General features: G+C 69.4%; 7 protein-coding genes, 1 tRNA gene, 1 other RNA gene and 1 pseudogene. 4 read left to right on the forward strand and 6 right to left on the reverse strand.

All coding sequences use genetic code 11. From position 1 onward, the window contains the following. Window positions 1-47: 47 nt before the first annotated feature. From AB0H52_RS27865 to AB0H52_RS27880, 4 genes are all read right to left on the reverse strand, one after another. Window positions 48-1721: an ABC transporter substrate-binding protein gene (locus AB0H52_RS27865; RefSeq protein WP_151491057.1), complete on the reverse strand. Its 1674-nt coding sequence runs from the start codon at window positions 1719-1721 to the stop codon at window positions 48-50. A gap of 243 nt (window positions 1722-1964) precedes the next feature. Next, on the reverse strand, window positions 1965-2558 hold the full coding sequence (gene recR / locus AB0H52_RS27870) for a recombination mediator RecR (protein WP_151491058.1): 594 nt from the start codon (window positions 2556-2558) through the stop codon (window positions 1965-1967). 8 nt (window positions 2559-2566) lie between these two features. Then, window positions 2567-2875: a YbaB/EbfC family nucleoid-associated protein gene (locus AB0H52_RS27875; RefSeq protein ID WP_225854615.1), complete on the reverse strand. Its 309-nt coding sequence runs from the start codon at window positions 2873-2875 to the stop codon at window positions 2567-2569. Window positions 2876-3032: 157 nt separating this feature from the next. Continuing rightward, window positions 3033-4235, reverse strand: a complete 1203-nt coding sequence (locus tag AB0H52_RS27880) for a hypothetical protein (protein WP_151491060.1) — start codon at window positions 4233-4235, stop codon at window positions 3033-3035. 169 nt (window positions 4236-4404) lie between these two features. Between AB0H52_RS27880 and AB0H52_RS27885 the strand changes: the two genes are divergently transcribed. Next, window positions 4405-5478 carry an NAD(P)-dependent alcohol dehydrogenase gene (locus AB0H52_RS27885; protein WP_151491061.1) on the forward strand — a complete coding sequence of 358 codons (1074 nt, stop codon included), beginning with the start codon at window positions 4405-4407 and terminating at the stop codon, window positions 5476-5478. A 28-nt stretch (window positions 5479-5506) separates the two neighbouring features. Here AB0H52_RS27885 and AB0H52_RS27890 read toward each other — a convergent pair whose 3' ends face one another. Both AB0H52_RS27890 and ffs read right to left on the reverse strand, forming a co-directional pair. Further along, window positions 5507-8188 (reverse strand): DNA polymerase III subunit gamma and tau, encoded by a 2682-nt coding sequence (locus AB0H52_RS27890; RefSeq protein WP_357951189.1) that lies wholly within the window; start codon window positions 8186-8188, stop codon window positions 5507-5509. Between the two features lie 181 nt (window positions 8189-8369). Beyond that, window positions 8370-8459, reverse strand: an RNA gene (gene ffs / locus AB0H52_RS27895) — signal recognition particle sRNA small type. Window positions 8460-8541: 82 nt separating this feature from the next. On the opposite strand from ffs, the gene AB0H52_RS27900 reads away from it, so the two are divergent. The 3 genes and pseudogenes from AB0H52_RS27900 (at window position 8542) to AB0H52_RS27910 (ending at window position 9796) form a co-directional block, all read left to right on the forward strand. Continuing rightward, window positions 8542-8629 (forward strand) — tRNA-Ser (locus tag AB0H52_RS27900). A gap of 106 nt (window positions 8630-8735) precedes the next feature. Beyond that, window positions 8736-8971 (forward strand): annotated as a pseudogene (locus tag AB0H52_RS27905) (IS701 family transposase); the annotation flags it as partial. Between the two features lie 603 nt (window positions 8972-9574). Continuing rightward, window positions 9575-9796: a hypothetical protein gene (locus AB0H52_RS27910; protein ID WP_357951192.1), complete on the forward strand. Its 222-nt coding sequence runs from the start codon at window positions 9575-9577 to the stop codon at window positions 9794-9796. The last annotated feature ends 464 nt before the right edge of the window (window positions 9797-10260 follow it).

Consider the following 10260-nt stretch of genomic DNA (forward strand, 5'->3'; position numbering starts at 1 on the left):
AACCCCCAACCCGGGCCGATTCCGCCTACGGCGTCAGCCGATTGACGTCACTTCTTGACGCTGACGGTGTTGAACCGCTCGTCAGTCAGCGGGCTGGCCTTCAGGCCCTCGACGTCCTTGGTGACGACGATCGCCGGCGGTGCGTGCCAGACCGGCACGGCCGGCAGCCACTTGGCGGCGATGTCCCGGTTGACCTGCTCCCAGGCGGCCTTCTTGGCGGCGTCGTCGACGGTGCCGTCGGCCTTGGCGATGGCGTCGAACATCTCGTTCATCGACTGGTCGCCGAACTCGACCTTGCCCCGGCCGAAGAACGTGCCGACGAAGTTGCCCGGGTCGTTGTAGTCACCGGTCCAGCCGAGGATGTGCAGGTCCTGCTTGCCGAACTGCTGCACGTCGTCCTTGAAGCCACCGTTCCACGGACGAGGCACACCGTTGACCTTGATGCCCACGGCCTGGAGGTCGTTGGCGAGGACGGTGAAGATCTCCTGCGGGTTCGGCATGTACGGCCGGGAGACGTCCGGCGGGTAGTAGAAGTTGAGCGTCAGACCCTCGGCGCCGGCCTCCTTGAGGAGCTGCTTGGCCTTGTCCGGGTTGTACTCGTACTTCTGCACGTCCGGGGCGTAGCCGAGCACGGTGTCCGGCATGAACTCGTCGGCGACCTTCGCGCCTCCCGGGCCCTTGGTCTGCACCAGCTGCTGACGGTTGAGCGCGTAGGCGATCGCCTGCCGCACCCGCAGGTCCTTCAGCTTCGGGTTCTTCTGGTTGATGCCCAGGTACAGGATGTTGAAGGCCGGGCGGTTGATGACCTGGAAGCCCTCACCCTCGAGCGCCTTGCGGTCGGCCGGCGCCGGGAAGTCGATGCCCTGCACGGTGCCGGCACGGAGCTCCTGCTTGCGGGTGCTCTCGTCCTTGATGACCTTGATGATCACCTTGTCCACCTTGGCCTTGTCACCAAAGTAGTCCGGGTTCCGGTTGAGGGTGATCTCGTTCTTGGCCTTGTCCCAGCCACCGAAGGTGAACGGGCCGGTGCCGACCGGGTGCTCGTTGGCGAACGCGCTGTACGAGAACGAGTCACCGTTCTGCGTGACGGTGTCGGCGTCGTACTTCTTGAGCGCCTCGGGGCTCGCGATCGAGAGCGAGGTCAGCGCGAAGGCGCCCGGGAAGGCACCCTTGTACTTCTTGAGCGAGAGGACGGCGGTTCCGTCGTCCGTGGCCTCGCACTTGTCGTAGATCGACTCGCCGGCGCCCTCGGCCTCGTTCTTCGCGAACCCGCCGAAGGTGTCCATGTAGTAGATCATCTGGGACTGGGCGGCGGCGCCCTTCATGTTGTACCAGCGGTCGAAGTTGTAGCAGACCGCGGCGGCGTTGAAGGGGGTGCCGTCGTGGAACTTCACGCCCTGACGGAGCTTGAACGTCCAGACCTTGCCCTCGGGGTCGTGCTCCCAGCTCTCGGCCAGGCCGCCCTCCAGCTCGGCGGTGCCCGGCTTGTGGCTCACCAGGGTGTCGAACATCTGCCGGACCGGCCGGAACGACTCACCGTCATCGTTGAAGATTGGATCGAAGTTCTTCGGGTCACCGGCACCCGCGAAGATGAAGGTGCCGCCAGTCTTGGCCTCGCCACTGCCGCCGTCGCGCTCACTTTCCGCGCAGCCGGCCGCGCCGACCGCCAGAGCGGCAACGGCCGCGATGGCCACAGCCGATTTGAGCCTTCTCGCCTGCATCTCTCACCTCTGTCATGCGCATGACCACGCCGAGCTGCGGCTCGGTCCGTGAGCGGGAGGCTATGGCATGTCACACGAGAAGCGAAACGGGCGTCAGGCAATCGCTACCAAGCCGACACCTTGCCCGGGGGTCTGACAGTCGACGGTCCGGCGAACACATGGAGCGACACATCGATCCACTCGGCGCCGGGCACCACGAAGGGGTGGCACCGTCGGTAACGGCACCACCCCTCGGGGTACGACTCAAACCGCCCGACGGCCCTCGAAGGCCCTGCCGAGGGTGATTTCGTCGGCGTACTCCAGGTCGCCGCCGACCGGCAGCCCGCTGGCCAGCCGGGTCACCGAGATGCCCATCGGCTTCACCAACAGCGCCAGGTATGTGGCGGTCGCCTCACCCTCGGTGTTCGGGTCGGTGGCCAGGATCAGCTCCCGTACCGCCCCGCCGCTCAGCCGGGTCATCAACTCCCGGATGCGCAGGTTGTCCGGCCCGATCCCCTCCAGCGGATTGATCGCGCCGCCGAGCACGTGGTAGCGACCGCGGAACTCACCGGTCCGCTCGATGGCCACCACGTCCTTTGGTTCCTCCACCACGCACAGCACCTCGTCGGTGCGGCGCGGGTCGCGGCAGATCCGGCACTGCTCGGACTCGGCCACGTTGTAGCAGGTCGTGCAGAACCGCACCAGCTCCTTGACCTTGCGCAGCGCGCCGGCCAGCCGGGTGACGTCGGCCGGATCCGCCGACAGGACGTGGAACGCGATCCGCTGGGCGCTCTTCGGGCCCACGCCCGGCAGCCGACCCAGCTCGTCGATCAGGTCCTGGATGGCACCTTCGTACATCTGCCGGCTCAGAAACCGGGCAGGCCGAGGCCGCCCATGCCGCCGGCGACCGGGCCCATCTTGCGCTCGGTCAGCTCCCGGGCCGCCTCGGCGGCGTTGTGCACAGCCGCGACGACCAGGTCCTCCAGCGTCTCCACGTCGTCCGGGTCGACGGCCTTCGGGTCGATCTTGATGGTCTTGAGCTCGCCGGCGCCGGAGACCGTCGCGGTGACCAGCCCACCACCGGCGGTGCCGGTCAGCTCGGCCTCGGCCAGCTCGGCCTGGGCGACGGCGATCTGCTGCTGCATCTTCTGCGCCTGCTTCAGCATCTGCTGCATGTTCGGCTGTCCACCTGGGCGCACGGATGGCTCCTTCTCGCACTCGTCTGCTCGGCCGCCGATCAGCCTAACCGCTGGGACCGACGCCGCAGCGCCCCGGTGCGTCCGCCCACGCCGAGGCCCGGGCTCCTTCATCGCGGGCCGGGGACGCCGGGAATCAGAGCCGGTCGTACTGCTCCCGGACCAGGGACTCGACGACCGGCACGCTGCCCGGCGGGCCGCCGACCGCGCTGACGATCAGGACGACCTCGTGCCGGCCGGCGACGGCCCACACCCCGGTCCGCTCGGCATTCACGAAGACCGCTGAGCCCGGCACGTCGGCGAGCGGCGTCACCTCGCCGGGGGTCGCCTCCCGCAGGTCGCTGTAGGAACGCTGGAACTGGTCCGCCGACCCTGCCGATCCGAACTCGAGCAGGGTGATCGACACGAGGGTGGCGTCCGGGCGGGTCCAGGCCGAGGCGGCCGCATGAATCAGGTCGCCGCCCGCCTGTTCGGCGAGCAGGTGCGCTCGCGCCTCGGAGAGCGGCAGAACCCGGCCCAGGTCGAGGTCGGCCTGGTCGTGCGCCACGGCCGGCGTGGCAGGGGCCCAACCGGCGGGAGCCGCGACCACCAGCGCACCGAGGTCGGGGGTCTGGTCGTCGGCCGAGTCGATCGCCCGCCAGCTGACCGTGACGACGAGGACTGCCACACCGAGGACCGCCAGCACGCCGGCGATCGGCGCGGGGCGTCGCCACCAGGGCGCATCCGGCCGGGTGTTCGGGCGTGAACCCTGCCAGACGAAGGAGGTCGAATCTGCCGTGGCAGGCTCATCCACGAAGACGGCGGCAGCGGCCGCCGGTGCGGTCGGCTCCGAGGCGGTCGGCGTCGACGGCTTCAGGGCTGTGACGGCGCGTACCAGCAACAGCATCCCGAACAGCGCGGACCAGACGCCACCAAGGAGGTCGGCGTTGGGATGATCGTCCGACGGGTAGCCGCTGACGTCGATGGCGGCCGTGGCCGGCAGGAGGGTGCCGACTCCGAGCACCACGCCGAGCAGGATCGCGGCCAACCGCACACCGAACCGCCATTGCGGCCGTACCCACGCCGCGACCAGCAGCACCAGCAGCGCCGCCCACCCGACGTAGAGCGGTTGCCAGTAGCCCGCGAGGTCGGTCAGCCCGAACGTCCGCGCCTCGGTCGAGGGCACTCGGCCGAACAGCCGGTCCGCGGCGAACTCGTTGGGACGCACCGTCACCCACGGCATCCACCGCGCCGAGATCAACAGGATCAGGCCAGCGACCGCCAGCACCGCCGACTTCGCGTGGTCACGGCCGAACCGGCTGCCGTCGGCTACTTCCTCCGCAGTCGAGGTGATCTTCACGGCGCACATTCTCACAGCGCCCGGGAACGTCGTAACGACCGGATAGGCAGATCGCCGATCGCACGGACGAGTGCTGACGTACCGTGCGTAAGCGGGCATTTTTAGGGGTCCGCCTGTCCGCTATCCGGCGTTACGACAGCGACAGCATCGCTGAGATCAGGAGGTTGTCATGAAGATGCGGGCGGCTCGGATGTACGGCTACAACGAACCATGGCGGCTGGAGGAGATTCCGGTTCCCGAGCTCGGGCGGGACGAGGTCCTGATCAAAGTGGCGGCGACCGGCATGTGTCGCAGCGACTTCCAGCTCGTCGAGGGATATTTCCAGGCCGCCGCGCCGATCGAGTTCCCCATCACGCCGGGGCACGAGATCGCGGGTCACGTGGCCGGTCGGGGTGCCGAGGTGCCCGCCTCGGCGGGCCTCTCCGAGGGCGATCTGGTCGTGGTGAACCCCGGCTGGGGCGACGGGACCTGCCGGCAGTGTCATGAGGGCAACGAGCAGATGTGCACCGGCACCGGCGGATGGCCAGGTTTCGGGCCGCCCGGCGGATTCGCGGAGTACGTCGCGGTGCCGCATCGCCAGCTCATCCGGGTGCCGGCCGGCGACAGCCAGCAGCCCGAGAACTTCGCGCCGCTGACCGATGCAGGGCTGACCCCGTACCGCGGGGTGAAGAAGCTGAGCGCGGCCGGCAAGCTCGGCCCGGGACGTACGGTGGTGGTGGCCGGCATCGGCGGCCTGGGCAGCTACGCCGTGCAGTACGCGAAGCTGCTCGGCGCCGGCGCGACCGTGGTCGGATTCTCCCGTACCGACGACAAGCTCGAGGTCGCCAGGCGCAACGGCGCCGATCACACCGTCAACACTCGGGGCAAGAGTGCCGGCCAGGTGCAGGACGAGCTCGAGAGACTCACCGGCCGCCGGGCGGTCGACGCGGTCCTGGACTGCACGGGCGCCAAGGAGTCGATCGCGCTCGACTTCGCGATCCTGGGGTCCGAGGGGGCGGTCGTCGCAGTCGGCCTGATGGGCACCCAGGTCGAGGTCCCCCTGAACTTCATCGTCGGCGGCGAGCTGCAGTTCCTCGGATCGTTCTGGGGCAACTACAACGATCTGACCGAGGTTCTCGCGCTGGCCGCCGCAGGGCGGATCGAGCACACCGTCACCGCGGTGCGGCTCGACGAGATCAACGAGAATCTCCAAGCGTTGGGCCGCGGTGACGTGGTGGGCCGTCGGGTCGTCGTCTTCGACTGAGGACCCCCCGGATCACGGGCTCGGGGTGTCAGCGGGCATCGACCTCGTTGATCTTTTCGGCACCGAAGGTTTCCCGGAGCAGCCGTACCGCCTGTTCCTCGCTGGACTCCCGCGCGGTCTTCTCGTCGATGACGTCGTCCAACGGCTCGTCGCCCGGGTCGAACCCCTCCAGGGCCGGGGCCGCCGCCGGGGCGGCGCCACCCGGCCGACCGCCGCGCAGCGGGCCGTCGAAGTCCGGGTCGTAGGGCGGCTCGCCCGCCCATTCGGCGTCCGCGACAGGCCGGGCTACCGCTGCGGTACGCGCACCGCGCCCCGCCGCCGCCGCGCGGGCGGCGGCGATGGCGCTGCTCACCGGTGCGCCACCGGCTGCCGCCGGCTGCCGGGCCGCCGGTGTCGGGTTGCCCGCCCGCACGTCCGGCTTACCGGTCGCCGAGCCGGAGCCACCCGAGCGGTCACCGTTCGCTCCCAGGCCGACACCGTTCGCCGTGCCGTGGCCACCGCCGTCCGACGCGCCACGGGCCGCGTCGGCGCCGTTCACGCCGGATGCCGAGGCGGGGACGCGGTCAGCCACGGCGGTGCCACCAGGTCGGGCAGCTTCCGGCCAGTCCTCCCCGTCCGTCGCCTGGACCGCGGGAGCGTAGCCGCCGGGGCGGGCAGCCTCCGGCCAGTCGTCCTCGTCGTCGGCCACCGAGCCAGCGGGCTGCGTGTTCGACGCGCCAGCAGCCGTGGCCGGGTTCGTCGAGCCAGCAGCCGTGGCCGCGTTCGTCGGAACCGCGGCCGGGGTCGTCGCCCCAGCAGCCGTGGCCGGGGTCGTCGGAGCGGTGGCCGGGGTCGTCGGAGCGGTGGCCGGGGTCGTTGCGCTGGGCGATGCGTTCGCCGGGGCGGGTCGGGCAGCCGCCGGAGCAGGCGGCGCGGCAGCCGTCGCGGGTGGGGCGGACAGCGGCGTGCCACCTCGTTCGCCGGCCACCTCGCAACGGATCTGCCAGCGCCCGCCCAACTCCTCGTACAGCGCGTCGGTGAGCACCGCCGCGTGGTCGGCCATCATCTTGGCCAGCACGGTCGACTTGACCGTCAGCACCAGCATGTCGCCGTCGAGTTCACGGACGACCGCGTCACGCATCAGGGCGGCGATGCGCTTGTTGGTCCGGTTGACCTTGCCGACCACGTCGGGCCAGACCCGGCGGACCGCGACGGCGTCCAGCGCGGCAGCCGGCGCACCCGGTCGGGGCGGTACGGGTGTCGCCGGGTCGGGGAGCACCGCTGACGGCGGCACCACGCGGCGCGGGGCGGGCGAGCCACCAGCCGACACAGCGCCGGGCGACGCCGGGATCGGCGAGTCGGCGGTCGAGGCGGAAGCGCCCGACGGCTGAGCACCCGAGATCGGAGCACTCTGGGCTGCGGCGCTGCGGGTCGGGGACGATGCCGGGTCGACCTCCCACGGCGGGGCAGAGGTCGGGGCGTTGACCGGGGTCGGGTTGGCTGCGGCAGCCAGGACGGGGGCGGCGGGCTGTGGGCGTACACCTGGGTTGGTGGGGGTTTCGCCGCCGCCCAGGGTGAGTCGGCGTTCCATCCGCTCCAGGCGCTGGAGCAGGCCGCCGGTGGAGTCGTGCGCGCCGGGGAGCAGCATCCGGGCGCAGATCAACTCCAGCAGCAGCCGGGGGGCGGTGGTGCCGCGCATCTCCACCAGGCCGTCGTGCACGATGTCGGCGCAGCGGGAGAGCGTGCCGGGGCCGAGTTGCGCGGCCTGCGCGGCCATCCGCTCGATCTGGTCGGCGGGGCCGTCGATGAGGCCCTTCGCGGCGGCGTCCGGCACCTGCTGGATCACGATCAGGTCGCGCAGCCGCTCCAGCAGATCGGAGGCGAACCGGCGCATGTCGTGCCCGGCCTCGGCGACCCGGTCGACGGTGGCGTACGCGGCGGCGCCGTCCCCGGCGGCCAGCGCGTCGCACATCTCGTCGATCAGCGCGGAGTCGGTGACCCCGAGCAGCGCGACGGCCCGCGCGTAGCTGACCCCCTCCGGGCCGGCGCCGGCGATGAGCTGGTCGAGCACGGAGAGGCTGTCCCGCATGCTGCCGCCACCGGCACGGACCACCAGCGGAAAGACCGCCGGCTCGACGGCGACGCCCTCGGCCTGGGTGAGCTGCTCCAGGTACGGGCGGACCACCTTCGGCGGGAACAGCCGGAACGGGTAGTGGTGGGTCCGCGACCGGATCGTGCCGAGGACCTTCTCCGGCTCGGTGGTGGCGAAGATGAACTTGACGTACTCCGGGGGCTCCTCGACCAGTTTGAGCAGGGCGTTGAAGCCCTGGGTCGAGACCATGTGCGCCTCGTCGATGATGTAGATCTTGAAGCGGCTGTTGGCCGGCGCGAAGAACGCACGCTCGCGCAGCTCGCGGGCGTCGTCGACACCGCCGTGGCTGGCCGCGTCGATCTCGATCACGTCGATGGAGCCGGTGCCGTCGGTGGCCAGCGAGCGGCACGACTCACACGTGCCGCACGGCTCCGGGGTGGGGCCCTGCTCACAGTTGAGCGAGCGGGCCATGATCCGGGCGCTGGTGGTCTTGCCGCAGCCACGGGGGCCGGAGAAGAGGTAGGCGTGGTTGAGCCGACCGCTGCGCAGCGCCTGCGACAACGGCTCGGTGACGTGCTCCTGCCCGATGACCTCGGCGAAGGTACGCGGCCGGTACTTGCGGTAGAGCGCCAGCGTCACTCGTCCCGCCTCCTCTCGACCGAGCCATTCTGCGCCGGTCGGGCGCGGGTGACCACCCACCACCCCGGGCAGACTGGTCGCCGCGCGTTGATCAACTCGGCTTCCTGGAAATCGGGGTGTCCGCATGCCCGGGACACCGCGACATCATGGATGACGAGTGGATCAACCGGTCCACAGACAAAAAGGCCTCCCGTGCACCCGGCAGAGCTCGCTTATCCTTGCTGCCTTCCGGCCCTGGGGAGGTTCACGAGATACCGCCGCACGGGAGGTGACGCCCAGCCTACCCGACCGCCCGTCGATCTTCAGGGGGTGGTGGGGTGGCCCGGCCGACGGGGGCCTGTATCCTGGCTCACGGAGGATTCGCCTAGAGGCCTAGGGCGCACGCTTGGAAAGCGTGTTGGGTTTACACCCTCACGAGTTCGAATCTCGTATCCTCCGCCAGATTGACCAGGCGAAACGCAGAAGGCCGGACCCTGTGGGTCCGGCCTTCTGCCTACCTCCGTCTCAGTACTGACTTGCTCGGACCGCTCGGCCGCCGAGCCGTCCCACCAGAACCGGCCTCGGCCTGGATCAACACCAACACCGCCGCTGGCGAGCCTCGCACCGCTGGACCACCCTCGTCATCGCCGCCCACGCCTTCCTCGCCACGGCGGCCAGCACCACCAGCCCAGGCAGCTGATCCCGCCCACCGTCAACGAACTCCGACGGCTGTTCCACGCCCTGATCATCGAACCCGCCCGGCGCACGGCCGACGCCATCGCCTGGTCCATCTTCCGACGCCAGGGCTATTGCGTAGTCCGTTTGCGCAGGTCAGCACCAGCGCAGCCCCCGTCGTGGTGGTCCCGGTCCATTGGCCTGCGGAGCTACGGGGCCTTCGGTCGCACCACTTCTGCTTCGGTGCCCAGCCGAGCCGACCACCTGCACCGGACGGTTGACCGCGAGTTCCCGCAGGTCAGCCGGCACTCAAGCGACTACGCAACAGCCCTGCTTCCGACGCCGACACCAGGCCACAGCCAAGGGGCCAGCCACTACGCCCGACATGCCCTCACCGATCCGTGAAACAAATCTCCTGCCGGCGGCCTAGAAAGGGCATGATCTCGGGAGAGTCGAGTCGGCGGGTACGTAGCGCTTGGAGCTGGCCTGCCGATCGCCCTACTCGTGGCCAGTCCGGCGAACGCCCAGGCCGGCGGGTACGTCCTGACCACCTAGCTAGATCCGAGGCGCCCCCGGCGCCCGTCCCGAGCTGTTCAAATACTGCTGATGCTGGCTGGCCCCGGACCCTGCCTGTCCAGCTTGGGGACCACCCCCTTCCAGAGAGGAATAGTGACTAGGCAGCGCCGCCGCATCGCTGCGTTCTCTACGAATTCGGCGCTCGGAATCTAAAGCATGAAAAGCGTACTGCGCGTACGAGATTGGGACCGCAGGATTGTAGATATAGGCCTGCTGCCGGCGGTGTTCAACGGAAAGGCCATTACCCAGCACATGGTATCCCCACTGTTGAATATGGCGCTTGGCGTCCTGCATTCGCCTTTGCTGCCAGGCCGTTTCACCTGCATTGAAGATAGTTTCTTCCAGTTTATATACATCAACTACTGGCTGCATACGTAGTCAAACCTTCCCAGGCTCTGGTCCCAGTCGTGATCTACCTTCTCGTGATCACGAAGAGGCACTCGGGGTCGTTGTGGATCGGCTAGGCGGTGGGGTGGCAGGTATCCGGCGGCTGATCTGCTCGACGAACGCGATCGAATCGTTGGACCCCACCGGAGCAGGCAGAACCCGATGGACGATGCGCGGGAAACCAGCGTTGAACGCTTTCGCCATTACCTTCAGCGACCGCTTCCCCGCCACTGAAACCTACTAACCAAGTTCGTCGGAAACCGTTGGCGAACAGCCCTCGAAACGGGCATACCTCTACCTTCGGAACACCCCGGTTGGCGGGGGGGTCGGGGTTGCGGCTGCGGTCAATGCCACGTAGCTTAAGTTGATCTTGGGTTGACCTGCGGTTCTGTATGGACTCGTGGGATGTGCGGCGTGGCGTGGCGGCCGCTACCGGGCGGGCTGTTTTGATCACG

Source organism: Micromonospora sp. NPDC050695 (assembly GCF_040654415.1).
Taxonomy (GTDB): Bacteria; Actinomycetota; Actinomycetes; order Mycobacteriales; family Micromonosporaceae; genus Micromonospora.